The sequence below is a fragment of the Cohnella sp. GCM10012308 genome (assembly GCF_042649185.1).
Lineage (GTDB): Bacteria > Bacillota > Bacilli > Paenibacillales > Paenibacillaceae > Cohnella.
This window is the reverse complement of sequence record NZ_JBHRYU010000031.1, coordinates 1-23,751: the sequence shown is the minus strand read 5'-3', so window position 1 is coordinate 23,751 and position 23,751 is coordinate 1. Positions and strand designations below refer to the sequence as shown.

Annotated in this window: 32 protein-coding genes; 30 read left to right on the top strand and 2 right to left on the bottom strand. The window is 56.0% G+C overall.

Translation table 11 applies throughout. From position 1 onward, the window contains the following. Positions 1-3: 3 nt before the first annotated feature. The 23 genes from ACFOTD_RS26310 (at position 4) to ACFOTD_RS26200 (ending at position 17,682) form a co-directional block, all read left to right on the top strand. A complete protein-coding gene (locus tag ACFOTD_RS26310) occupies positions 4-312 on the top strand; it encodes a hypothetical protein (protein WP_378122920.1) in 309 nt (102 codons plus the stop codon). Continuing rightward, the gene (locus ACFOTD_RS26305) at positions 309-635 is read left to right on the top strand and encodes a head-tail joining protein (RefSeq protein ID WP_378122919.1); all 327 of its coding nucleotides are present in this window, start codon (positions 309-311) and stop codon (positions 633-635) included. Before ACFOTD_RS26310 ends, ACFOTD_RS26305 begins: the two co-directional genes overlap by 4 nt. Continuing rightward, positions 632-1,198 carry a phage tail protein gene (locus tag ACFOTD_RS26300; protein ID WP_378122918.1) on the top strand — a complete coding sequence of 189 codons (567 nt, stop codon included), beginning with the start codon at positions 632-634 and terminating at the stop codon, positions 1,196-1,198. The genes ACFOTD_RS26305 and ACFOTD_RS26300 overlap by 4 nt, the downstream gene beginning before the upstream one ends. Further along, positions 1,195-1,629, top strand: coding sequence for a hypothetical protein (locus ACFOTD_RS26295; RefSeq protein WP_378122917.1), 435 nt, complete (start codon positions 1,195-1,197; stop codon positions 1,627-1,629). The genes ACFOTD_RS26300 and ACFOTD_RS26295 overlap by 4 nt, the downstream gene beginning before the upstream one ends. After that, positions 1,626-2,102, top strand: coding sequence for a hypothetical protein (locus tag ACFOTD_RS26290; protein ID WP_378122916.1), 477 nt, complete (start codon positions 1,626-1,628; stop codon positions 2,100-2,102). The genes ACFOTD_RS26295 and ACFOTD_RS26290 overlap by 4 nt, the downstream gene beginning before the upstream one ends. Then, positions 2,092-3,528, top strand: coding sequence for a phage tail sheath family protein (locus ACFOTD_RS26285; protein WP_378122915.1), 1,437 nt, complete (start codon positions 2,092-2,094; stop codon positions 3,526-3,528). Before ACFOTD_RS26290 ends, ACFOTD_RS26285 begins: the two co-directional genes overlap by 11 nt. Positions 3,529-3,540: 12 nt before the next feature. Further along, positions 3,541-4,059: a phage major tail tube protein gene (locus tag ACFOTD_RS26280; RefSeq protein WP_378122914.1), complete on the top strand. Its 519-nt coding sequence runs from the start codon at positions 3,541-3,543 to the stop codon at positions 4,057-4,059. Positions 4,060-4,071: 12 nt separating this feature from the next. Then, positions 4,072-4,416, top strand: a complete 345-nt coding sequence (locus tag ACFOTD_RS26275; RefSeq protein ID WP_378122913.1) for a phage tail assembly protein — start codon at positions 4,072-4,074, stop codon at positions 4,414-4,416. 152 nt (positions 4,417-4,568) lie between these two features. Next, positions 4,569-7,484 (top strand): phage tail tape measure protein, encoded by a 2,916-nt coding sequence (locus ACFOTD_RS26270; protein WP_378122912.1) that lies wholly within the window; start codon positions 4,569-4,571, stop codon positions 7,482-7,484. Continuing rightward, positions 7,481-7,684, top strand: a complete 204-nt coding sequence (locus tag ACFOTD_RS26265; protein ID WP_378122910.1) for a tail protein X — start codon at positions 7,481-7,483, stop codon at positions 7,682-7,684. The genes ACFOTD_RS26270 and ACFOTD_RS26265 overlap by 4 nt, the downstream gene beginning before the upstream one ends. A gap of 3 nt (positions 7,685-7,687) precedes the next feature. Continuing rightward, the gene (locus ACFOTD_RS26260; RefSeq protein WP_378122909.1) at positions 7,688-8,716 is read left to right on the top strand and encodes a phage late control D family protein; all 1,029 of its coding nucleotides are present in this window, start codon (positions 7,688-7,690) and stop codon (positions 8,714-8,716) included. Positions 8,717-8,719: 3 nt separating this feature from the next. Further along, positions 8,720-9,151, top strand: a complete 432-nt coding sequence (locus ACFOTD_RS26255) for a phage baseplate assembly protein V (RefSeq protein WP_378122908.1) — start codon at positions 8,720-8,722, stop codon at positions 9,149-9,151. Next, a complete protein-coding gene (locus ACFOTD_RS26250) occupies positions 9,148-9,546 on the top strand; it encodes a phage tail protein (RefSeq protein WP_378122907.1) in 399 nt (132 codons plus the stop codon). The genes ACFOTD_RS26255 and ACFOTD_RS26250 overlap by 4 nt, the downstream gene beginning before the upstream one ends. Then, positions 9,543-9,875, top strand: a complete 333-nt coding sequence (locus ACFOTD_RS26245; protein ID WP_378122906.1) for a lysozyme — start codon at positions 9,543-9,545, stop codon at positions 9,873-9,875. Before ACFOTD_RS26250 ends, ACFOTD_RS26245 begins: the two co-directional genes overlap by 4 nt. After that, entirely contained in the window at positions 9,875-11,002 is a 1,128-nt protein-coding gene (locus ACFOTD_RS26240) for a baseplate assembly protein (protein ID WP_378122905.1), read from the top strand. The genes ACFOTD_RS26245 and ACFOTD_RS26240 overlap by 1 nt, the downstream gene beginning before the upstream one ends. Beyond that, on the top strand, positions 10,995-11,546 hold the full coding sequence (locus tag ACFOTD_RS26235; RefSeq protein ID WP_378122904.1) for a phage tail protein I: 552 nt from the start codon (positions 10,995-10,997) through the stop codon (positions 11,544-11,546). The genes ACFOTD_RS26240 and ACFOTD_RS26235 overlap by 8 nt, the downstream gene beginning before the upstream one ends. Before the next feature lie 12 nt (positions 11,547-11,558). Then, complete coding sequence (locus ACFOTD_RS26230; protein WP_378122903.1) at positions 11,559-15,245, top strand: phage tail-collar fiber domain-containing protein; 3,687 nt, start codon at positions 11,559-11,561, stop codon at positions 15,243-15,245. A 47-nt stretch (positions 15,246-15,292) separates the two neighbouring features. Next, the gene (locus ACFOTD_RS26225; protein ID WP_378122902.1) at positions 15,293-15,460 is read left to right on the top strand and encodes a hypothetical protein; all 168 of its coding nucleotides are present in this window, start codon (positions 15,293-15,295) and stop codon (positions 15,458-15,460) included. 55 nt (positions 15,461-15,515) lie between these two features. Next, positions 15,516-15,791, top strand: a complete 276-nt coding sequence (locus tag ACFOTD_RS26220) for a hypothetical protein (protein ID WP_378122839.1) — start codon at positions 15,516-15,518, stop codon at positions 15,789-15,791. 3 nt (positions 15,792-15,794) lie between these two features. Next, positions 15,795-15,974: a hypothetical protein gene (locus ACFOTD_RS26215; RefSeq protein WP_378122901.1), complete on the top strand. Its 180-nt coding sequence runs from the start codon at positions 15,795-15,797 to the stop codon at positions 15,972-15,974. A gap of 4 nt (positions 15,975-15,978) precedes the next feature. Then, positions 15,979-16,356 (top strand): hypothetical protein, encoded by a 378-nt coding sequence (locus ACFOTD_RS26210; RefSeq protein ID WP_378122900.1) that lies wholly within the window; start codon positions 15,979-15,981, stop codon positions 16,354-16,356. Then, positions 16,356-16,730, top strand: coding sequence for a phage holin (locus ACFOTD_RS26205; protein ID WP_378122899.1), 375 nt, complete (start codon positions 16,356-16,358; stop codon positions 16,728-16,730). The genes ACFOTD_RS26210 and ACFOTD_RS26205 overlap by 1 nt, the downstream gene beginning before the upstream one ends. Next, on the top strand, positions 16,711-17,682 hold the full coding sequence (locus tag ACFOTD_RS26200) for a GH25 family lysozyme (protein WP_378122898.1): 972 nt from the start codon (positions 16,711-16,713) through the stop codon (positions 17,680-17,682). Before ACFOTD_RS26205 ends, ACFOTD_RS26200 begins: the two co-directional genes overlap by 20 nt. A 193-nt stretch (positions 17,683-17,875) precedes the next feature. On the opposite strand, the gene ACFOTD_RS26195 is transcribed toward ACFOTD_RS26200, so the two are convergent. Further along, positions 17,876-18,823: a protein NO VEIN domain-containing protein gene (locus tag ACFOTD_RS26195; protein ID WP_378122897.1), complete on the bottom strand. Its 948-nt coding sequence runs from the start codon at positions 18,821-18,823 to the stop codon at positions 17,876-17,878. 610 nt (positions 18,824-19,433) lie between these two features. Here ACFOTD_RS26195 and ACFOTD_RS26190 point away from each other — a divergent pair. The 5 genes from ACFOTD_RS26190 to ACFOTD_RS26170 all read left to right on the top strand — a co-directional run bounded on the left by ACFOTD_RS26190 (position 19,434) and on the right by ACFOTD_RS26170 (position 21,180). Continuing rightward, complete coding sequence (locus ACFOTD_RS26190; RefSeq protein WP_378122896.1) at positions 19,434-19,637, top strand: transcriptional regulator; 204 nt, start codon at positions 19,434-19,436, stop codon at positions 19,635-19,637. 81 nt (positions 19,638-19,718) lie between these two features. Beyond that, positions 19,719-19,949, top strand: coding sequence for a LexA family protein (locus ACFOTD_RS26185; protein ID WP_378122895.1), 231 nt, complete (start codon positions 19,719-19,721; stop codon positions 19,947-19,949). Further along, positions 19,936-20,133, top strand: a complete 198-nt coding sequence (locus tag ACFOTD_RS26180) for a hypothetical protein (protein ID WP_378122894.1) — start codon at positions 19,936-19,938, stop codon at positions 20,131-20,133. The genes ACFOTD_RS26185 and ACFOTD_RS26180 overlap by 14 nt, the downstream gene beginning before the upstream one ends. Then, positions 20,133-20,522 carry a hypothetical protein gene (locus tag ACFOTD_RS26175; protein WP_378122893.1) on the top strand — a complete coding sequence of 130 codons (390 nt, stop codon included), beginning with the start codon at positions 20,133-20,135 and terminating at the stop codon, positions 20,520-20,522. The genes ACFOTD_RS26180 and ACFOTD_RS26175 overlap by 1 nt, the downstream gene beginning before the upstream one ends. Before the next feature lie 94 nt (positions 20,523-20,616). Beyond that, positions 20,617-21,180 carry a hypothetical protein gene (locus ACFOTD_RS26170; protein ID WP_378122892.1) on the top strand — a complete coding sequence of 188 codons (564 nt, stop codon included), beginning with the start codon at positions 20,617-20,619 and terminating at the stop codon, positions 21,178-21,180. A 39-nt stretch (positions 21,181-21,219) separates the two neighbouring features. Here ACFOTD_RS26170 and ACFOTD_RS26165 read toward each other — a convergent pair whose 3' ends face one another. After that, positions 21,220-21,504 (bottom strand): hypothetical protein, encoded by a 285-nt coding sequence (locus ACFOTD_RS26165; RefSeq protein ID WP_378122891.1) that lies wholly within the window; start codon positions 21,502-21,504, stop codon positions 21,220-21,222. A gap of 338 nt (positions 21,505-21,842) precedes the next feature. Between ACFOTD_RS26165 and hemW the strand changes: the two genes are divergently transcribed. After that, complete coding sequence (hemW, locus tag ACFOTD_RS26160) at positions 21,843-23,021, top strand: radical SAM family heme chaperone HemW (protein WP_378122890.1); 1,179 nt, start codon at positions 21,843-21,845, stop codon at positions 23,019-23,021. Positions 23,022-23,184: 163 nt separating this feature from the next. Beyond that, complete coding sequence (locus tag ACFOTD_RS26155) at positions 23,185-23,442, top strand: YkgJ family cysteine cluster protein (protein ID WP_378122889.1); 258 nt, start codon at positions 23,185-23,187, stop codon at positions 23,440-23,442. The last annotated feature ends 309 nt before the right edge of the window (positions 23,443-23,751 follow it).

Genomic DNA, 23,751 nt, shown 5'->3' with positions numbered 1-23,751 from the left:
GCCATGACTATTAAATCGACTTGGGCCATTCGTACGAAGGATGGCCTTATTCCTGCTGGTGAGGTCGTCAGCCTCGCCGATACGGAAGTCGAGATCCGGCTGGTGAAGGCAGGTCTTGCTGAATGGGCGGACGGCCAACCGGCATTCACACCTGCGGCCGAGGACGAGGAATGGCCGTCTGCGGATGAATTCAAGACGGCTGCCGCCGATCGCCAGAAAGAACTGCTGCAGCGCGCCATGCTCGAGCCGGCATCGAACGCCGCGGAGCGTCTGAAGCAGTACGAGACATTCCTGGAAGGCGATCCGGAATGACGCTGCCGCTGCCAAACTTCAAGGATTTTGTAGCCGCAGATAACGCGACGTTCCTCAATCCGGCCGAGTTTGGCGACCTGCTCCTCATCAACGACCGCGAGATCGTGGGCGTGCTGGACCAGTCCGGCGATACGGAACACCCGTGGGCGTCGGCCGAAGGCGTGTCGGTGCTCACGCATGTGCTCTTCGTGAGCCTGGCAGATTTCGGCGGCGAGCCGGAGCAAAACGAATGGCTTAAAATCAATGGCCGTCGCTACCGTGTGGACCGCGTCTACGCGGATATGGGCGTGCTCACGATCGGCCTGGAGGCGAATGTCACATGATCGTGCAGGGCGAGGTGCGGGGCGTCCGCGACGCGCTGCGGCGAATCGGCGGACTGGACAAGGATGTCCGTAAGGCTTTCCTGTCCGCGCTCAACCGGACGCAGCAGCGCATGCGAACGGAATCCGGCCGTAAGGCGCGGGAGACGTACATCGTCAAGGCTAAGTCGGTCACAGAGCAGGTCATGCTGCGGCGCGGCAGCGCGTCCTCCCTGTCCAGTGAGCTGCGCTGGAAGGGTGGAAACCTGCCGCTGATGCAATTCCGAACTAGCCCGCGGGGCGTCACGGCGAAACGGCCACGCGTGTTGAAGGCGGCTGTGAAGCGCGCGGGCGGGAATAAGCCGATCGACGGCGCGTTCCTCGCGCGGATGGGCAGTGGGCACGTCGGCGTATATCGGCGGAGTGCGAGGCGTCGGCTGCCGATCCAAGAGCTTTACGGCCCGGCCGTCCCGGTCATGCTCAACAACCCCGAGATCGTGGAGCACCTCGAAAACGTGGCGGGCGAAACGATGGAGCAGCGGCTGGAGCATGAATTGAATCGACGCCTGGGAGGTGGAACGTCTTGACGACGGTCATGCTGATCCTGGCGCTGCAGGACTATCTTCGCACGGAGCTGGCTGGTGACGCGGCGGGCGTTCCCGCCGTCCACCTCGGCGCGCTGCCAGCAAAGTCCGAATCGACACGCGATGCGGAAGTGTTCCCGCTGATCATCATCCGCCCTATGGAGGGCGACAGCGACGAAAGCGCAGCGACCGCACAAATTAAGCTCATTTTCGGGACCCAGTCGGAACACGATTCGGGTTTTATTGACGTGCTCAATTTGATGGAGCGTGTGCGGATCCTGCTTATGCGGCAGCGCATCATTGATAAGAAATTCCGCATCGAATCGGATTGGAAATGGAAATTCCTTGAGGACCAGCCGGAGCCGCAATGGATCTGCCAAGCGCTCACGACCTGGACCCTACCGCAAATCAGACAGGAGGTCAAAAATCTATGAGCACCAAGAGGAAGCAAGAGCAAGACGCCGAGCTGGCAGCTGAAGAAGCGAGCGACGGCGTGATGGTGACGGACACGGACTTAGAAGCTGCCGAAGTGGCAGCCGCGGATCCGGTACCGAATCCGATTCCCCAGCCGGAGCCTACCGCATACGAAGGCCAGGACCAAAACATCCCGGCCGAGCCTTTCGGCGTCTTCGCGGCAGCCGAGCCGGAGGCCGCGCCACCCGTCACGGGTCCGCTGATCTATCTCGGCCCGAACATCCCGGGCGGCCGGCTGCTGCAGTCCACCGTCTTCCGCACGGAGGTTCCCGCGTATCTGCAGCCGTTGATCGCGGAGCGACCGGCCGTGTCCGATCTCATCGTGCCGGTCAGCGATATGGCTGCCGTACAGGCGCGTATCGTCAAGACGGGGACGGCGGAGTATGTCGCCTATCAAACCCTGCTCCAAGGAGGCATCGACAATGGCATTTAATCACGGCGTTACCGTAAATGAGCAAGCCACATCGGTGCTGGCGCCAACGGCTGCGGCAACGGGCATCCCGTTTGCGGTCGGTACCGCGCCGGTGAATCTGGCGACCGCGGCCGTCCCGGCCAATACGCCGGTGCTCGCTTATACGTACGCGGAGGCGGTCGCCGCGCTCGGCTACTCCGACAACTGGGCGGACTTTACGCTTTGCGAGCTGATCTATTCCCACTTTGCGCTTTACGCCAAGGCACCGCTGATCCTGGTCAACGTGCTGGATCCAGCTACGCACAAGACGACGGTCGCGCCGGCATCGGTCGCTGTCAGCAATAAGGTCGCGACGATCGTCGCGTCCGGCGTCGTGCTATCGTCGCTGATCGTGAAGTCGTCCGACGGCACAACGACGTACACGGCCGCCGATTATACGGCCGCCTTTGACGACGACGGGCACGTCATCATCACAACCAAGGGGACCATTCCGGCGAACGCAACGCAGCTGCAGATCGGCTATAACAAGCTCGATCCCAGCGCGGTCGACGCAGACGATATCATCGGCGGCGTATCCGTCGGCGGCGACTATACGGGATTCGAGCTGGTCAACCAGGCTTATCCACGTTATGGCGTGCTGCCCGACCTGCTGGTCGCGCCTGGCTGGTCGCATGAGCCGGCGGTAGCTGCCGTGATGAAGGCCAAGGCCGGCAACATCAACGGTAACTTTAAGGCGATGGCGCTAACGGATCTCGATCCGACGGAGCCTTACGCGGATGCCGGCGCCTGGAAGTCGGACAACAACTACACGGGCACGTTACAGATCGCAACGTATCCGATGCTGACGCTTGGTGCAAAGGTATTCCATTACTCGACGCAGCTCGCCGGCCTGATCGCGCGCACCGACGCGGACAACGGCGGCATTCCGTTCGTTTCGCCCTCGAACAAGTCACTGCAGGCAGACGGCACGGCGCTGGCCGACGGTACCGATCAATTCCTGGGTATCGACCAGGCGACGTATCTCAACAGCCAGGGCATCATGACAGCGGTCAACCTGGGCGCGAGCGGCTGGAGGAGCTGGGGCAACAACACGGGTGCATTCCCGGGCGTCACGGATCCGAAAGACAGTTTCATCCCGATTCGCCGCATGTTCAATTGGATCGGGAATAGCCTGGTCCTGACGTACATGCAGCGTGTAGACGATCCGCTGAATAATCGCCTCATCGCAGCTGTGACCGACTCCATCAATATCTGGCTGAACGGCCTGACGGCTTCCGGCGCACTGCTTGGTGGCCGTGTCGAATTCCTCGAGTCGGAAAATCCGATTACGAGTTTGATGGCGGGCAAGGTCAAATTCCATTTATACATCACGCCGCCGGGGCCGGCGCAGGAAATCAATTTCCTGCTTGAATACGACACGTCGTATCTGGCCGCGCTGTTCGCGTAAAGGAGGGACAACATGCCGACAAGATCTGAACGCGTTATTGACTATTCGGTGTTCAAGGACGGGAAGGATTACTTGGGGACTGCTACGGCGAACCTGCCGGAAATCACGTACTTGGTGGATACCATCAAAGGCGGGGGCATTAACGGTGAAGTAGAGGCGCCTGCGCCGGGCCAAACCGGTGCGATGACGCTCACGCTTAACTGGCGGACTATCGAAGAAGCCGTGACGGAGCTGCTTGCACCTAAGGTGCATGCGCTCGATCTGCGCGCTTCGATTCAAATGTTCGATCCAGCGACCGCAGAATTTAAGGAAAAGGCGCTTAAGGTCACGGTGCGCGCCCGTCCGCTCTCGAGCTCGCTTGGTAACCTCGAGCCCGCGGCCACGATGGACTCGACCAACGCATTTTCGGTGACCTATCTTAAGGTCACGATCGACAAGGTGGACAAGCTGGAGATTGACAAGTACAACTATATCCACAAGGTCAACGGTGTCGATTATCTGGCGACAACGCGGGCCAATCTTGGATTGTAAGGAGCGTTTTTCATGGCTGACGATCAACAAGCGGCAGAAATGCCGCAACAAGAGCAAGCTGGGGCCGGCGAAGTTTATACTTTCGCCCGGCCTGTTCTTTTCGAAGGGGCCGAGTACAAGCAGATTACCGTTGACTTTGACAAGTTGACCGGAGAGGACATCTTGTCGAGCGAGCGTCAATATCGTGCTGATCAAAGCCGGAACGGCGGTGGATCCCTTGCGCCGGAAATGGACAAGGCCTATCAAGCAATCATCGTTGCCAAGGCGTCCGGTGTCCATGCCGGACTCATCCGTGCGGCATCCGCCAAGGACTTCACCCGCCTTACCTTGAGGGCGCGAAATTTTTTGCTACTGTAGGCGTGGGGAGCGGCGGTGCGTTTAGGAAAAACGTAGCCGCCCTCGCCATGCTTACATATACGCCGGCACCTTTTTACTTGGGGCTGCCGCTGGCGGAGATTAGGGAATGGATGGACGATATCGCTGAATTGAAGGGAAAGAGGGGATAAATTATGCCAGGACGCAGCAGGGAATACGATATCGCATTCCGCCTTAACGGTTTGATGGACTCCTCTTTCCGTCAATCCATGGGTGATGCGGAACGCCATATTGAAGAGCTCGAGCGGGCTTTGCGGGCGATGAACAGCCGGGGAGACCTCGATGATCTGCGAAGAGACGCAGATCGGACGGAGGGCTCAATCGACAGGCTGACGGACGGTGCGAAGCATTTCGGCGACACGTTGAAGCGCGTTGCAGAAGTCAGCGGGGCATTCGCCATCGTCAACAGGGCAAGCGATTCGCTTCAGGATATCGTCGGCACGGTATTCGATCAGTCCGACGCCATGGCGCAATTGGAGGCGGCGACGGGAGCGACGGCCGAGGAAATGGCGGTCATGCACGACAGTGTCGAGGATCTCTACAATATGCGTCTCGGTGATGGCTTCGAGGACTTGAGCAATGCGATGGCTACCGTTCGCCAGGTATCGAAGGCGACGGGCGACGAGCTCGAGGGGATGACCAAAGACGCTATCGTCTACCGCGACGTGTTCGGAGAGGACATTACGGAGTCAATCAAGGCGAGCGATACCATGATGAAGAACTTCGGCGTGTCTTCAAAAGCGGCGTATAACCTTCTAGCTCAAGGGGCGCAAAAAGGACTCAATAAGTCGGGTGAACTGCTGGATAGCGCCAACGAATACAGCGTCTACTTTTCCACGCTCGGCTACAGCGCCGAGGACATGTTCAATCAATTTGCCGCAGGCCTTGATGCCGGCGCGTTCAACCTGGACAAAGTCGGCGACGCGGTAAAGGAATTCGGGATCCGGATCAAAGACGGCAGCGATTCCACGTCTGACGCTCTTGCTGCTCTCTTTGCTCCGGATAATATCGTGAAGTGGACAGACTCGCTCAAAAAAGGCGGAACGAAGTCCAAGCAGTACATTGAGCTAGCCGGGAAGGTAGGCAAGACAACAGCAAATCAAATGCTGGCCAATCTCAATAAGGGCGGCAAAAAGGCGAGCGACACGTTCACTGTTCTGCAGTCAGTCATGGGCAAAGGGCAATACGTACTTGACGGCCTGTCGGATGGCTCACTGAAAGGCCGCGATGCCATGCAGATGGTCATCGACAAGCTGGACGACATCAAGGATCCTATCGAACGCAGCACGATCGGCGTGGCTTTGTTTGGTACCCAATTCGAGGACATGGAAGCTGGCGTTATCTCGGCGCTAGGATCCGCGCGTCAGCAGTTTGATATGACGAAGCAAACAATGGACGACGTCGCGGCCGTGAAATATGATACGCTCAGCAAGCAATTTCAGGCGGTCGGTCGCGAGCTGATGACGGGCCTTGTCATTCCGCTCAGCGAAGATCTGATGCCGCTGCTGCAGGACTTCGCCGGCTGGCTGGGAGACAATAAGGAACTGGTGAAGGTGATCGCCCTCGGCGTGCCTGCTGTCTTACTGGCGAAGAACACGGTTAAGATCGTTCGTAGTCTCATGACGGTGCAGGCCGCGGCTGCTGGCGCCGGCGGAGCGGCGGGAGCGTTCGGCACCGCAGCAGCGCTGCTGACCAATCCGATTGGCTTAGCTGTCGCTGGCGTTGGCGCGCTCACCTTAGGGGTGATAGCTTACAAGCGCCATCAAGAAAAGGCACGTCAAGAGCTGCTGAACATGGGGGATTCTCTAGGTGAGGCGTATTCTAATTTCGATGAGATCGACCATGCTAATAAAAGAACACAAAACCTCATTACAGAGTATGATCGCTTAACAGCAAAAATAAAAAATTCGAAGACACCCGCAGACGAGCTTACCGAAGCTCGAAGGAAACTATCGAATGTCGAGCAAGAACTTATCGATATGAATCCGCAAATCTTGAGCGCCGAAGATGCACGGAGCGATAGATTTCGAGAGCAACTTGATTTGGTGAAAGGCATCAATCAAGCGAAGGCGGATATGAGTAAGCGCGAACTTGAACACCAAGCGCTTGAAGCTGAGGGTAAATTGCCAGAGCTTGAAGATCTTTATCCTGATTTAGAAGCCAAGTTAGAAAAACAAAATACGGCTTATGAAAAGGCAAAAGAATCTTACAGAGATTACCTCCAGTATATGAATGAGTTGCAGGGGATCCGCGACAGTGACGAAAGTTACGACGAGAAAACGAAGGATTTAAACAGTCTTGCTCAGAAGATTCAGAGCGAAACTGGATTGTACTATGGCGGTAACTGGGCAAACTTAGAGTACGACCTTAACAATTTAGAAAAATCTTTCGACGGTCTTAATAATAAAATCGGCAAAACTGAAAAAGAAATAGCCGATGCACAAGATAGTTTTGCTTCCTATTACAATCTGCAAGTGAAAATGATTGAGAACGAACTGGGCGGTTCGATTGAAAAAATGGCTGAACGGTACAACAAGGCATCAGAGGCGGAAAAGAAGAGATTCGCCGAAGCGGCCCAAGCGATCGACGAGTTGAACAAACAAGTCGACCTCCTCCCAGCGGAGAAGAAAATCAATGTCGACGTGCTATATAAAACCTCAGGCTTGCCTCAGCCAGCCGGTACCGGATCGAAGAGCGTTTTCGCGGATGCTCCTTGGATGCCGAAGGTGCCGGAGCTTCCTAAATACGCCAAGGGCGGTATCGCGAATAGTCCCTCTATATTTGGCGAGGCGGGTCCGGAAATCGCTATTCCGCTGGATAATAGGCCTCGATCGCATGCTCTGCTTGACGTGGCAAACGACATGATGGGGCGATCTGGAGAAGGTAGCAGCGGTGATATTACCGTAACATGGGCGCCGGTGATCACTGTCCAAGGCGGCGATCCGGAGACTGAACAGCGATTCCGCCAAGCCCTTCAGGACTCGCAAGCCGATTTTGAACGGAAATTCCGGCAAATGGTTGAACGAAGAGAGCGGGTGAGCCTGCGATGATATACAGCACTTTGCAAGGCGATACCTGGGATGGTATCGCCTTTAAGCTGTACGGCGATGAGACGCTCATGTCGCTGCTGATCAATGCCAATCCGGCGCATGCGGCGACCGTCCTCTTCAGCGGCGGCGTTCTCCTTGCCGTGCCGGAACGACCTGCCGAGACGGCCGCCGACTTGCCGCCCTGGCGCCGGGAGGGCTGACCGATGGAGCAAATGCAGGACGCTCGCCGGGCGGTGCTTGTCCTTTCCTACAACGGTAAGGACGTTAGTGCGGACATCGCGAAATCGCTGCTTAGCTTTTCGTACACCGATGCGACGGGGATGCTTGACGATCTGGAGATCTCCCTCGAGGACCGGGAGCGGAATTGGCAAGGGGCATGGACGCCTGATGCCGGCGATCGAATCAAAGCGGAGATCCGAACGATTAATTGGGCGGGACCGGGCGAGATCAAGAGCCTGCCGCTCGGGTCCTTCGAGGTCGATTCGGGCAACGTGAGCGGCCCGCCGGACACAGTGACCATCCGTGCCGTTTCGCTGCCGAATAACGGAACGGCCAAGCTCGAGAAGCGGTCGAAGTCGTGGGAAAAGACAGCCCTGAAGACGGTCGCGGCCGAGATCGCGAAGCGCGCGGGGCTGACGCTGCTGTACGAGACGAAGGACAACCCTTCCTATGACCGCCTGCAGCAGACCGAGCAGTCAGACCTTTCCTTTCTCCAGGACACGGCGAACCGTGAGGGACTCGCCATCAAGGTGTCAGGCTCGAAGCTGGTCCTGTTCGACGAATTCACCTACGAGCAGAAGGCGACGATCGCGACGATCAAACGCGGCACGGATGATGTGACCGGATATCAATTCGATTGGTCGACGACGAACGCCGCCTATCGGTCCTGTACCGTTAGCTATACGAACGCCAAATCGAAAAAGACCGTCTCCGTCACGTTTACGCCCGCCGGCGCGCCGAAGACGGGGCCGGTGCTTAAGGTGAATGAGCAGGCCGATTCGCAGGCGGCCGCGCTGCGCCTGGCGCGGATCCGTCTGCGGGAGAAGAACAAGGAGTACGGCAAGGGCTCGCTGCAGCTCATGGGCGACATTCGAATGGCTGCCGGCCTAACAGTCCAGGTCAAAGGTTGGGGTAAGTACGACGGCAAATATATCATCGTCTCCGCGCGGCATGTCGTCGGCTCATCGGGGTACACGACCGACTTGGAAATTCGAAAGGTATTGGGGTGGTAACGGATGATCTATATCGGGCAAGTCTCCAAGGCGGATCCGGCAGCCGGCAGCGTGCGCGTCGTCTTCGCCGATCGCGACGACCTTGTGTCCGGCGAGCTGCCGGTCATCACGTCGGGCGGCTGGGGGCGCGGTAACGCCGTCCCTGAGCCGGGCGAGACTGTGCTGTGCGTTTTCTTGGATGCAACTCGAAACGTCGGGTTTTGCCTCGGCACATACGGAGATCCGCCGGGGGCTGCGGACCAGTGGGGGACGTGGTTTGAGGATGGCAGCTATGTCTATTATGACCGGGTTGCCAAGCGCTTGACCGTCAAAGCGGCGAGCGGCGTCAAGATCGACGGCGCGGCGCAGATCAGCGGCAACGTCAGCATAACCGGTAATCTGACCGTATCAGGGAGCATTACCGCAAGTAGTTACAGCGGAGGTGGGCTTGAATGAACAAGGTGGGGAGCCTTGGCCCGGTCGTCTTCGTCGTCTCCGAGGGTGCGACGCGTACGCTAGACGAATTCACGCGCAACTCTTCGGCCCGCTGGGCGCAGCACGACATCGTCGGCCAAAAGCCTAAAAAGCAATGGCTTGGCCCGGGCGTCGACTCCGTGTCGTTCTCGGTGCTGTTTAGCGTAAGTCTTGGCCTCAACCCGCGGAAAGAGCTGGACCGACTGACCGAGCTCGAGCGCGACGGCAAGGCTGTGCCGCTCATTATCGGACGCAAAGGGGTTGGCGTAGGATTATGGGTCATCACGTCCATGACGCAATCCTGGGATGTGCTGGACGGTGAGGGGAACGTATATTCGGCAACGGCCAATCTAACGCTGGAGGAGTATGTGAAATGATTTTTTCCGTGGATATGACCCAGCCCTCGAAAATTGACTTCGCGCCGGCGACGGTCGCCGCAGAAGTCGCACAGAACATTCGAACGATTTTGACGACGCCGATCGGCAGTGCGCCGCTTGCTCGCAGTATAGGGATCGACAACACGATGATCGACGAAGCGCCGGCCATCGCTGAGGCTCGTCTGGTCGCCGAGATTACGGCAGCCATCGCCGCCCAGGAGCCGCGCGCGGTAGTGTCTGAAGTCTTGATTAATGGCGATCCTACTGCTGCGCTTGCTGGCCGTCTGCCGGCTATCGTGCGGTACAGTCTCGCGGATGGGGTGACCTGATGGAATACGTGGATTTGCCAGAAATTCAGTTTACGTCGGAGGATGCGGCCAGCATCCAGCAGAGCATCATCACCGTATACGAAGGCCTTACCGGCCGTACGCTTCAGCCCGCCGATCCGGTGCGGCTTTTTTTGTCTTCGCTTGCGGCCATCATCGTGCAGCAGCGGGTGCTGGTCAACCAGGTCGCCAAGGGCAACCTGCTGCGATTTGCGACCGGTTCGCTGCTTGATCATATGGGAGCCTTCCTTGGCATTACCCGGCTCGCTGCCGCGCCGGCCATCACGACGCTGCAGTTTACGTTATCCATTCCGCTGACGTCGGCGACGCCGATCCCAGCGGGGACGCGTGTCGGTGCGCAAGGGGGCGACGGCTCGATCTACTTTTCAACGACAAGTTATTTTGAGATCCCCGCAGGCAGCACGACCGGCACGATTACGGCGGAAAGCTCCACGCCGGGAACGGCGGGTAACGGCTTTTTGCCGGGTCAGATTAACGTGCTGATGGATCAGCTGCCGTTTGTGCAGGCAGCGGTCAACCTGACGGAGAGCAGCGGCGGCGCTGCAGCCGAGTCGGACGAAGACTTCCGTACGCGGATCCGCACAGCGCCGGAGTCATACAGTACGGCAGGCCCGCAGGGCGCCTATGAATTTTGGGCAAAAACGACGTCGTCGGCCATATCTGACGTCCACGCTTACTCGCCTGCAGACGGCGAGGTCACGATCGTGCCTTTGCTGGTTGGCGGCATCATCCCCGGGCAGGATGTGCTCGACGCTGTCGCGGAGACGCTCGAGGACCGCGGAATCCGACCGCTGACGGACAAGGTCACCGTCGAGGCCCCGTTGCCGGTCTCGTACAACACGGGGCTGACCTACTACATCAACAAGACCCGGGCGGCGGAGGTCCCGGCGATCCAGGCGGCGGTCGCGGCAGCCGTCGCGGCTTATCAGCGCTGGCAGAAGGCGAAGCTTGGCCGCGACATCAATCCGTCGGAGCTCGTCGCGCGTGCGATGGCTGCGGGAGCACAGCGAATTGTGGTGACAGCGCCAACGTATGCGCCTCTCGACGCGACGCAGATCGCCCAGGAGAGTGCGACGAATATCGTATATGGGGGGCTCGTCGATGACTGAGATGCAAACCGTGAGCCTCCTCGAGCTGCTGCCGTCGTCGATCCGTGGGGATCCTGCGATGGCTGCAGCTGCCGGTGCGCTGGATGTGCAGCTGCAAGCGACCGCCGCGATGGTATCCGCCTTGGATATATTCGGTCGTTCGGCGGAGTGGACGGACGAAGAGACGGACGAGCTCGCCTGGCAGTATCAGCCGCCGTACTACGATCCGGATCTGCCGCTTGATCAACGGCGCGCCCTGGTCCGCAATGCGATCCCGTTCCATCGTAAGAAGGGAACGCCGGGCGCGGTCGAGGACCTGATCGCGCTGCTGTTTGGTGAGGGGGCGGTTGAGGAGTGGTGGGAATACGGCGGGGATCCGCATCACTTCCGGGTGCTGACAAATAACTCCGAGGTGACGACAACGCGGGCCCAGGAGTTTATCCAGGCGGTGGATGCCGTCAAGCGGCTGTCGTCGGTGCTCGACAGCGTCACGATCAGCCAGTCCGAGCCCCTGCAGCTCTACTTCGGGGGCGTTTTGCATTTCGGAGAACAGATTACGATTTAAGGAGGAAAAGGCGTGGCAGTATTTGGCGGAATGACTTTAACCAATAAAGGCCTGGCGCTGCAAGGTAAAGCGCAAGCCGGCGCGGAGCTCCACTATACCAAGTTTGCCATCGGCGACGGATCTCTCACGGGCCAAGCTATCCCGGCGCTTAACGGGCTGATCTCGCAAAAGCAGACGCTGCCGATCGCACGGCTGCGGATCCAGCCGCCGAACAAGGCTGCTGTTGGCACGGTCATATCTAATGCGGATGTGACCACCGGCTTTTACATGCGTGAGATCGGCCTTTTCGCGCAGGATCCGGACGTCGGCGAAATCCTATACGCTTACGCGAATGCCGGCGTGACGGCCGACTATATCGGCCCCGGTGGCGGGCCGGACATCGTTGAAAAGACATTCGACACCGTGGTAACCGTAGGCACGGCCGCCAACATCACCGCTACCATCGACGGATCGCTCGTCTTCGCGAAGGAATCGGATCTCATCCTGCGAGCTGCGGACGGTGCGGTGCGGGTCGCGACGACGGCCAACATCACGCTGTCCGGGCTCCAGACGATCGATGGTGTCGCGCTTGCGGCAGGCGACCGGGTGCTCGCTAAGAATCAAACGACGGGCAGCCAGAACGGCATCTACGTCGCGGCAGCTGGCGCATGGCTACGCGGGGCAGATGCCGACACGACGGCCAAGGTTGCCGCAGGAATCAGCGTGTACGTGCGCGAGGGTACCGCAGGCGGGGGCAAGACGTTCGCCATGAGCAACACGGCAGCCGTTACGCTTGGCACGACGGCCATCACCTTCGTGCAAACTGGCGGCGCCGGCGCGTCGACGGATACGGCCATCGGCAGCCGTACGATCAGCGATGCGACCGCGCCGACCGGCGACAGCGGCACGGTGACGACGTTGTTCGGCTGGTTGGCCAACATGATTAAGTCGATTACGGGCGGGGCGACCTGGCGGACGGCTCCCGTGAAATCGCTCGCCGCGCTCAATTCGGAAAAGGCAAACCTGTCCGGATCTGCGTTTTCGGGCCCGGTCTCTGCCCCCAGCGCGACGGTCGGCAGCAATGTGCTTCAGCCAGCAAATACACAGGAGAGCCTGCTGCTTAAGGGCGGCAGCTCAAACGGCGTATATATGGGCTTTTATCCGAAGGCAGCGGATCAAAGCTCGCGCGGCGCATATTTTGGCTACGTCGATGCCGGTTCCTCAGATTTCAAGTTTCACAATCAAATCGACAATGGAAATCTAATCTTCGGCGTTGGCGGTACCGGGCGAATCAAGATAGGCACGACGACGGCAAGCCATCTGGAGGCATCCGGGCAGATCATTTCGACGTTGCCATCAGGTGCCGCGCCTTTCGTTGTCACTTCCCCTACCGTCGTCCCTAACCTAAACGTCGACATGGTGGATGGCAAACATGCCAGCGTCGGGAATACGACGGACACGCTTGTAGTGCGCGATTCGTCAAGCTTCATTAACGTGTCGGGCGTAACTCTTTTGGCGGCGCAGGGCACTGCGCCTATGGTTGTTACTTCGACGACCGTAGTCGCAAACTTAAACGCCGATACAGTTGACGGTTTTCATGGTAGCGACTTTGTCAGGGCGAACCAGGCGGACAACTATAAAACTTCAACCGACTTGCCGAGCACGTATCCCAACAAGACAACGACCTCGTTTTTTGTTAATAACGTCTCGGGATGGCCCGCACAATACGGCACTGTAGTCACCATCAAGGGATACAACAACATGGCGGCAACCCAATATTTTTACCCGTACAACGTGGATGCACCGATAAAATACCGTTACGGACTCTACAGCACAGACGCTTGGGGATCTTGGCGGGAACTTATCGATTCAAAAGGGCCGTCAACGACCGCACTTGTCACGAATTTAAACGCCGACCTTCTGGATGGGTTTCACGCATCGGCAAGCAATAGCTCGAATACCGCCGTTGTCCGTGATGCTAACGGAGGCGTCTCCGTTGGACAAGCGACGATAAACGCCGCCCAAGGCACGGCGCCTTTTGTGGTTACATCAACGACCGTGGTAACAAACCTGAACGCGGATATGGTGGACGGGTATCACGTAAGCACAGTAGGGACGACCAATTTTAGCATTCCATATCGAGATGGAAACGCCGTTATTAGCGCGAATCGGTTTAATTCCTTAATCGCATCCGGTACATCTCCGTTTGTAGTGGCATCCACGACCGTCGTCACGAATCTTAACGCCGATATGGTGGATGGATTTCACCTAAATCAAGACGTCAGAACAACGGCACGACCGACGTTTGCGGGGGCTGACTTAACTGGAGGCGAGGTTTGGTTAGGTGCTGGGAATGTAAATGGCCCACTCACATTTAGTGCAACGCCAGTGTTCAGATATGGCGCATCGTTTGTTGATGATAATGGGACCGGGGCAGCTCCGTTTTCAGTTAGCTCCGGTGGCTCGACGGTTACAAACCTTAGCGCCGATATGGTGGATGGATACCATGCTACGGACTTTGTCTTAAGCAACAGTGGCGGCGTTATTCCGAACATCGTGACGACCACAGGCACTGCCACGGCGTATGTCGCAACCATTCCGGGCATAACGGCACTCAGTCACGGCATGCTCATCCGGGTTAATTTACACGTTCCTAACGGAGCAAGCCCAAAGTTAAACGTTAACGGACTAGGAGCTAAGGACATTTTTGTATCTGGAACATTTACGCTCCCCGCTAACTGTTTAGCAAGTGTTCAATATCTCTATTGGGATGTGAACATGAATGGATTTATGGTCATGAGTAATAATGCAACAAGCAACGCCGCTGCAGGGACGTTAATGTACCGCGATACTAACGGGGACACAAGCGCCCGCCGGTTCACATCGACCGTAGGGACCGGCACGGCCCCTTTCACCGTGACATCCACGACCGCTGTTGCGAATCTCAACGCCGATATGGTAGATGGATATCATGTGAGCGCGGCAGGAACGGCCAACAACATACCGCTCAATAACGGCACGTTGATGTTTACTCTGAACGCTGACATGTTGGACGGTAAGCACGCTACTGACTTTGTCCCAAGCGCGGCACGCACCAGCTTTATATCCCTGTACGTTAACGCTTCTACTGGATCGGATTCCAATAGCGGAGCGAGTACGGGGACAGCGTTAAAGACTATAGGCGCCGCGCTTGCCCTCGCAAAAAAGAATTACGGCATAATGTACACTGAAGTCGAGATTTACGTAGCAGCGGGAACATATGCAGAAAATATCGTTATCGACGCTTCTTGCGGATCGCGAGTCTTCATGTTAGGGGCCGGAGATTCGACCATCATTAACGGTACTGTGAGCGTTTCGCATATCGCCTATTTATCAATGGGTTCCATGACCATCGCCGCCACTACTGCAGCACTGACTGTAGCGTACGTTACGTATGCAAGTGTTGTTAGTATTAGCATTGGGACTGCTGCTTCTTCCCCCGGTATAGTTATCACGGGAGGCTCAAGAGCGCGAGTCGTAGACTGTACAGTAAGTAATCGATCCATCGCTATTCAAGGGAATCTCCTGAGTAAGTTTTTGTCCAGCGGAAACGGAGGAACTGGCAACTCTACCGGATTAAACGCCACGAACGGTGCGCTTATTATTAAAGATTCCACTCAGCCCGCAGGAACGACCGCTGAAAGCGCAAGTGTAGGCGGCCGTATCGGAACAACTGCTTAAGCAACAGAGACCTCAGTTATCGAATCATTTTAAAGGGAGCGATTCATATGACAACGACAAGACAACGAGCAAGCGTACGCCTGACGGAGATCCAAGCACAAATGTACGTGCTGGGGGAAGAGGCGAAGTCACTCGCCGCATTCCTGAGCATCGCGCAGGCCGAGGACCAGGAGCTCGCGGCAGCCGCCAAGGAGCAAGAGAAGCAAGCGGAATAGTACGGTCGGCCCCGCTTCGGCGGGGCTCATTTTATGACGGAGGCGGTGCGCCGCAATGAATCAGGATATTGACCAGGTCGCCAAGCTGGCGCAGTTGGCCGAGAAGTACGGCGTCGCTCTCATTTTCGCTTTAATCTTCCTTGTCACGATGCTGTATGTCGTGCGCATGGTCGTGACCGGCAAGCTTGTGCCGCGGTCGCTGTTCGACAAGGTGGAGCACGATCGCGACGAGCTGCTGACGGCGCTGATCGAGCAGAAAGATACGTATCGTTCTATCGCGGGCGTGGTAAGTAATCTTAAAAAGGATGACCCAAACGAGAGGAGCGGATAACGCATGATTAAATGGCTCATGCGGCTATCCCCCTGGTACCGGGACAAGCAGCGGCAGCTGAACCACGCGTCGATCAAGACGCGCAGCGCCATCATCCAATACCGTACCGCGTCCCGCGAGCTGCAGGAGGAGATCCGAAGCAACAACTTTGCCAAGTACCTTATATACGAAAAAGGGGACTGATCCTATGCTTGACTGGATCGACCTCGCGCTGCTGGCCGTCTACACCGTGACGGTCGGTACCGCGACTTACATTTTGGCCGCTCATCGCAAATATTTTCACGAGCGTTTCCGGAAGGGCGTCGTCAGCGCGTTTATGCTGTCGATGCTCTTTTTTCTTGCCGCCTATGACGCGAAAATGCTCGTCGCGGTCTGGATCCGGGCAAGTATCGCCTTCGGGTGGCAGACGCCCGGCATGGACGCCGCGCAGCGCCTCACGTGGCTGATCGTGACCGGCGGGACCATGGTCGGCCTGCTGCTGCTCGCCTACCAGACGTACACGCGTAAATATGACTTGTGGATCCGGCTTCGGCGGCGGGATCGCGAGAAGGAGGATGAAGAGTAATGCATGATGCGGGAAATACGTTTCTGACAGCTCTGGCAGATCATCTGCTGGAGCTTATTTTTGCCGTTCTGGTCGGTTACGCGGTAAGCCTGCGTAAACGGTTCTCGGCTTGGCTCAACGCCCGTACGACGGCCGCACAGCGCGAGACGCTACACAAGCTGGCGACGGAGGCGGCGGCGCTCGCGGAGTCCATGATGGGCGGCGGGGCTGGCGCGCTCAAGCTGGACACAGCGATCACGTATGTATCGGATAGGGCGGCGACGCTCGGCATCAAGGTCAGCGAACAGTCGATCCGCGCGGCCATTGAAAAGGCCGTGCTCGATTATAAATCTCAGATCAAGGGAGGCACGACAAGTGCAAAAGCGGAGCAATAACAACGCCGAGGGGATCGACGTCAGCCATCATAATGGAAAAGTAGATTGGCCGAAGGTGGCCGCCGATGGCATTTCGTTCGCCTTCCTGAAGGCGTCGCAGGGCCAATTGTACCGGGACCCGACATTTGCCGACCATATCAAGGCGGCGCGAGCTGCGGGCATCATGGTAGGTGCCTATCATTTTGTCGATGCTAAATCGGTACTTGCGGCTCAATTGGAGGCGGCCAACTTCGCGGAGTCCATCGCGGCAGCGGGCGGCGTCCAGCTGCTCGACCTGCCGCCGGTCATGGATTACGAGAATAACCCGGGTGGTCTGTCTCAGGCGAAGATCAACGAGGTCGCAATGGCTTTCCTTGCGGAGCTCGAGCGGCTGACTGGCCGGCGTCCGATGGTCTACACGGGCAATTCCTTCGGCTTTAACTTCGGTCCGCAGCTGTCCGCGTATCCACTCTGGATCGCCAGATACAGCGCGTCTACTCCTCCGGACAACAACCAGGCCTGGCGGGAATGGACCATCTGGCAGTACAGCGACGGCAGCGCGGGCGGCGTGCGGGCAAACGGCAGCCGGAAGGTCGCCGGTCTGCCCGGCGCAGTGGACCTGAACGTCTACGCGGGGACGGGGGAGCAGCTGCGCGCAGCGTACGGGCCAAAGCCAGATCCAAAGCCCGACGGCAAGGACACGATTAAGGTCGTCGTCAATGACAAGCTGGCAGCGTATGGGCGGCTGATCAACGGCCATGTGTACCTCCCGCTCCGGCAGCTGGGCGAAGCGCTTGGCAAGGCGATCAACTGGGATAACGAAAAAAAGCTGCCGTATGTGGACGGCAAGGCCGTCTATACGTTTCAGCTCATCGATAACGTCGCATTTGTCGGTGTGCGCGCAGCGGCCGACGTGCTGGGCGCTACGGTGTCGTGGGACAACGTGACGAAAAAAGTATACCTGTATAAATAAGAAGCGCCCGGGGGCATCGGCTCCCGGGCTTTTTTCGTTAAGTTAAGAACCTGATACACTCTGGCGCCGTTAAATGTTCCTTCTATATGAAGCAAAGGCGGCGGAGTTATTATACCGGTAACGGATTTTTCAAGAAATAAAAGAATGGAGAGCATTAACTCCGTATATCACCAACAATATAACTAGCTTCCAATTAGATTAGAGTTACTCTGTATGCCAAAGGTTTCAGGGACCAATCTTTACAGAGTTCAAAGGGGTTTTTTATCACTTGAATGGAAGGAAAGGCTGAGAAACATTCAGCTACAAGATATATAAAATAATTATCTCGCTCCCTTTCAGCAGCCATCCATTCATTTATTGTTATATTAAAACTCAAGAAAGCTTTTGATGTGGTGCCTTTAACTTCAATACAAATTGTTTCGTCCTGTTGGTTCACGTATGATACATCGTAGCCAGGGGTTTCTCCATCTTTTGCAAGCCATCGAAGAGTAACTTTTTCTTCTTGCAGAAGGGTGTCGGATAGGTATTTTAACACAATTTCTTCAGCACGATCACCAATTACCTTGGAGTTTGATGTAAAGCCGCCACTATTCCCTCCTTTGTCCATTTTTTGTCTCTCAAATTCACGTTTGATAAACAGAATATCGTCGGCAAGCACTGGAGAACTGTCATTGACAGGCGGATATTGAGAATTGCCCAGTTCTATTTCGATGTCAGGACAATTTTGAGCGAACACTAGATTTGTTTGATTGAGTATATTAGCAAACACATCTTTACTTGAAGCCCTTACTCCATCCCTCCAAAAATTATCTTTTGTAGGGACCTCATAATAATTCCCAAGATTATTTCTAATATGTACTGCAGTTGTGAAGGGAATATAATCCGTTATTTCAGCATAATAATGGGCACTGTTTAATGTGTCTTGGGTTACTACTCCAATCTTCGCTAGACCGAAATAGTGTGGATCTCGACTCATTCTTTGTTTCGAGAACCTAGATTTCCTTTGGCTTCCTTTGTAATAAATAACAGAAGTGCCGGTTGTTAATAGTGATCGGTACTTTCTTGGGAAGTGATAGGATACGCCGGTTCGATCATCCCACTGCGACTCGTCATTTTCAACAATAATTGTATATTGACTCACTATTCAACAACTCCATTTGGTATCATAAGCAATTTCCTTAAAAGTAGAAATGCTTTGTTTTCCACATTTAATATGGCACCCAACCTTAACTTCGCCTCACACCGCATGATCTCCTTCTGTCATCGTGAACAATCCCCGCGACCATCGCGCCGATCAGGCGCTAGGTTTCGGCCCCGTTCGTCTGGACCTCGTCAGGCGGGTTAGAACGTCTTGATGAGGGCGATGATGCTAATGACCAATGCGGCGATGCTCAGACCGTACGCGATTCGGAGTTTCATGCTTTTCACCCTTTCGTGATATAATGAAGCGAAAGAAGAAACGCGCCCTTTGGATTAATCGTTTGGGGAGAGAAGCCGCCTTTCGGCGACTTCCCTTTTGCGATTACCACCCTCTGATCAGGGCGATGACTGAGACGATCAAGCTAGTGGCGGCAATCACCAGCATGATGTCTTCCCTCAGTGCATCATCGCGTTTCTTCTTTCTTTTTGCTCTCATTTCCTCACCTCCTTATATTCTTATTATATACTTACGTACGTATAAAGTCAAGCGCTTTTATACTTGCGTACGTATTTATTTTGTGATATTTTGGATTAAGAAAGAGGGTGATTCCATGGATGAAAAGAAGGGATCGGCCGCGACAAGGGCAAAGAATAAATACAACGCGGCGAACTACGATCGATTGTATCCCAACGTGCCAAAAGGCCGTAAGGCGGTATATGAGGCGGCTGCAGCAAAGGCAGGCATGAGCTTAAATGAATTTATCATCAAGGCGCTCGATGCTGCCGTCATAAAACAAGGAAGCCCTAGCGAATAATCGCCGGGGTATTTTTTTACTCGACAAAAGAACGTATGTTCGTATAATATAAGAACAAACGTTCGATTGGAGGCATGCAGCATGAGAACCAAAGACAAAGTAATGTCGGCCATCGCAACCCTTACGGACAAACTTGGTTACCCGCCATCGCTACGCGAGATTGCCGACGAATCAGGCATTTCTGTCGGCCCGGCACATGTGCATCTGACAGATCTACGCGATCTCGGACTTGTGGACTGGAAACCCAACAGCCCGCGCACCATCCATCTCGTAAAGGGCGGGAAGGGGCGGCGGAGAGATGGACATAAATAAGCACGTCGGCCGTGAGGTGAATATGATCTACCAAGACAAGCAAGGTGCGATCACGTACCGTCACGTATCGATCAGATCAGTCGATGCGAGCCGTGCGGAAGTATACGACCACGGGAAGCGGGGGCCGCGCACGCTGCAGCTCGACGGCATCCTGGACTGGCGACCGCTTCGGGAGCGTGCGTGATGGACAAAGACGCGCTAAAGCTTATACAGGCACATGTGGAGATTATGACGCTGATGGAGCTGGCACGGCAGCAGCACGAACAGGCGACCGGCACCCGGGCGGCGATTACCAAGCTCGTCGGCAGCTTTATACAGGGCGAGCTGGAGCGCTCTACTGCCCGTCTCAGGGAGTATAGGATATGGATCAAGGACACCCCGGAGCGGGAAGCGCTGGTGCTTCGGTTTACATATAGCGTTGCAGGCAGACGTGGAATCTATGAGGTTGAGCGGGCGACGCTGCGGGCTTATATGACGGAGCGGGTCGAAGATTACTCTGACCTGATCGGGCAGGTACAGATTAATTGGCCAGGCCTCAAGGAGCGATACGCGAAATATCCTATACAATTTTAAGAAGAGCCGGCGAGCGATCGCCGTTTTTTATTGCAGGAAATTCGACAAGAATGGCGAAAATAGGAATTAACGATTTGAATGGGGGATGGAATTAATGAGCGCACTTCGTGTGGGTATTCTTGTTTTATTTATCGCGTTGGTCGGATGTAGCGGTGGTAGCGGAGCGGGCTTTAAAGCTGATACGTTTTCGGACAAGGACATGTGTATCGTTCAGACGGAAGGGGAAGCGACAATCTGTTACGGGGCCCCCCGCACCGATGTAGAGAAGATTCTGGGTAGCGGAAAAGAGAGCGACCTAACAAATTTTACTTCGTATGAGGATGGAATCATTAACATTGCGTACCGGGATGATCTAGTTGCTGCGATAGGTTTGGGCGAAGATTCAAAAGGAAATTACAAAACGGCTCGCGGAGCCGAAGCGGGTATGACCAAAGATGAATTAAAAAAACTATATGGGAAAAAACATGCGATTGAAGCGCGAGAACAAAATTTAGACTACGCATATGACAACAAGAATAATAAATATGTTTCTGATCTAACCGGGCAACCTCCAGAGGAGCTTTTGCAAACATATGCAGTCTCGGTTATGTTTAATGAAGAAGGACGCGCCCGTAGCATTATGCTTTTGGATAGAAAAATGGCAATGTTGAATTCATAACTTACAAGCCCCGGTGCTTTACACGCCGGGGCTTTACCATTACCTGATTCGTGCCGCGGCTTCCTCGGCGGCCATCTCGTCCGTAGACTTGCGTCGCACGACGGCGACAACCTTGTCCGCGACGTCAGCGTAATCATACCATCCCGGCGGGACGTCGGCCGCCCGTAGCAGCCACAAGCAGTTTATCATTCGTATGCCATACCATTCGTTTACCTCAGCGGCTAGATCGGCCGGCAGCTCGGGCAAGTGCCACGATGCCAAGCCGTACCATCCGCCGCGGCTCCGCGCGACGATCCCCTCAATGTGCTGCTGCAATGTCTCCATGTTTATCTTTCCTTTCAATAATAATGACGCGCAAATACTGGACACCTTTTTGCCACCGCCTATTAAAGTTGGATAAAATACATCTAGATATGATATGATGCATGATGTTGTAGAACTCCTTATAAAAACTGGGGATTACGACGTTTCAGATTACGATAAGTTACTATTAGATACGTCTGGATTACTCCGCTCTTCAAGAAGCGTTCATGGCGGTACTGAAGCTGGACGACTAGAATCTTACAGACTAACGATTGCGGCAAGCTCTCCGTAGGACAAAGTCCCGGGGAGCTTTTGCTTCCTTTAAGCATGCCGCGCCGCATCCGAGAGGAGCTTAACCTATGAACGCAACCGCTACGGTGCCGCCGCTTCATGCGTGGACGCCCCGGGCGCTCTATATACACATCCCGTTTTGCACGAATAAATGCTATTACTGCGACTTTAATTCTTACGTGGCCGCCGGCCAGCCGATCGACGCCTATCTGGATGCGTTGGAGCGGGAAATGGAAAACACGGTCAAGGCGCTTCCTCCTGAGACGATCGGCAAGGTGTTCGTCGGCGGAGGCACGCCAACCGTGCTCAATCCCGTGCAGATGACGCGGTTCCTCGATTCGGTGAATCGGCACTTTCCGATCGCCGCCGGCGCAGAGTTCACGATGGAGGCGAATCCGGGCACGACAGATCCTGACAAGCTCGCGGCGATGCGCGCCGGGGGCGTCAACCGGATCAGCTTCGGCGCACAGACGTTCGACAATAAGCTGCTCGCCGCGATCGGCCGCATTCACGAGGCGGACGATGTCGTGAACAGCATCGCCAACGCCAAGGCGGCGGGCTTCACGAATCTGTCGATCGACCTTATGTTCGGACTGCCGCGCCAGACGCTGCAGCAGTTGGCCGACAGCGTGGAGCGGGCGCTCGAGCTCGACCTGCCGCATTACTCGTTGTACAGCCTGAAGGTGGAAGAGAATACGCTGTTCCACCGCCTGTACGAGCGGGGCGAACTGCCGCTGCCGGAGGAGGACGTCGAGGTCGAGATGTTCGCGCATTTGCGCCGCCGGCTGACAGAAGCCGGCTACGGGCATTATGAGATCAGCAACTTCGCCCGTCCCGGCTTCGAGAGCCGGCACAACTCCGCCTATTGGCACAACGAGCCTTATTACGGGCTCGGAGCAGGCGCTCACGGCTATGCGCATGGCGAGCGCCATCTCAATATCAAAGGCGTGCAGCCTTATATTGACGCGGCGCTGGCAGGGCTGCCCAGACTCGAGCGCAATGCCGTGTCCGTGAAGGAAGCGATGGAGGACTTCATGATGGTCGGGTTGCGGCTGCGAGCCGGCGTACGGGATGCGGACTTTGCGCTTCAATTTGGTGGAGCGAGCCTGGCTGACGTTTTCGGTCCGGTCCTGGACAAGCTGCTGGCGCAAGGACTGCTCGAGCGCACGCCAGAGGAAGACGGATACCGGTTAAGCGAGGCGGGGGTACCGCTGGGCAACGAGGTGTTCGGGGCGTTTCTGGCGTGAGGCGCAGCAGGCCGTTGCGAGTCGGTGTGAGTGAGCTGAGCTAGCCGGAAAAATCGTGTAACTGCGGGGTGTAACGAGGTTCGAGACCGAGTTAGCCGGAAAAACCGTGTAACTGTGTTCGAATCGGCGCATCGGGACGAATGAATATAAGGGGGCGATCGATTTGGAATGCAGACCTGGCTGCGGCGCATGCTGCATTGTCGTCTCCATCTCCTCGCCGATTCCCGGGATGCCGGACGGCAAGCCGGCGGGCGTGCGCTGCGTGCAGCTCACCAAAGACAACCGTTGTTCCATATTCGGGCTTCCCGAACGGCCTGCCGTCTGCGGACAGCTTCAAGCCTCCGCCGAGATGTGCGGCGCGCGGGATGCGGATGCGTTTGCGTATTTGGCGGAGCTGGAGCGGTTGACGGCGCCGAGATAAGATTCAAAAAGAAGCAGAGCGCTATCCTCATACCGGAGCTTTTGAAAGTTTGGCGGTTAAAAACCTGCATTTGTGCATGTATTTTCAGCCGACGCGCGACACGCGATGAAATGCCTGCAAATATGCAGGTAAATCCAAAACGCAAGCCGGAAATGGGGCAATTGCAGGGAAAAACCTGCGCTTTCGGCTAGGCCCCCTAAAACTGGAGTCATGGCCTACAATGATTCGATCTTTACAGCGTAGGTCTTTATTTCGCGCGATTACACCGATCTGTAATAGTCTGAAGCGTCTTCCAATGTCTTGACCCAT